The sequence below is a fragment of the Vibrio sp. YT-19(2023) genome (assembly GCF_033337395.1).
In genome coordinates, this window is record NZ_JAWOQN010000799.1 from 1 (window position 1) to 590 (window position 590).

At 46.3% G+C, this 590-nt stretch carries 1 pseudogene; it reads right to left on the reverse strand.

The annotated features are described in order from the left end of the window. A pseudogene (vpoC, locus tag R7E78_RS28520) lies at window positions 1–590 on the reverse strand (efflux RND transporter outer membrane protein VpoC); the annotation flags it as partial.

Consider the following 590-nt stretch of genomic DNA (forward strand, 5'->3'; position numbering starts at 1 on the left):
CTAGGTTAACGCCAATATTGAAGTTATCCGTCGTGTTATCACGAGCACTGTTTGAAGTATCACCGTAGTTGTAACCACCGTCTAGAGCCAGTGTTGGTAGGTGACCAGAGCTAGCTAGCGAGATGTTGTCGCGCGCGATGTCTTGTGAAATACGAGCTGACAATAGGCTAAGGTTCTTCGTTTTCGCTTCATCGATCAACGTTTCAGCAGGGCTGTTCGTACGTGTTGCAGAGAAACGGTTAGTATCAAGAACGTTTAAGTTTTTGTGTTCTTGACCTGTGATTTCACGTAGCGATTCGTAGCTGTTGATCAGATCATTTTCTGCCAACACTTCATCCGCTAGTACTGCATCGTACTGAGCTTGTGCGTCGTGAACGTCAGTAATTGCCGACAAACCAACTTCAAAGCGTTGTTTTGTTTGTTCTAGTTGGCGACCAACGGCTGCTTTTTCTGCACGAACAAATACTAGGTTGTCTTGAGCGCGCAATACTTCGAAGTACGCTTGAGAGACACGAAGGATCAAACCTTGTTGGGTTGCTGCGTAAGTTGCGTCTGCTTGACGAGCGCTTTTCTCTGCTGTGTCTAGAGAA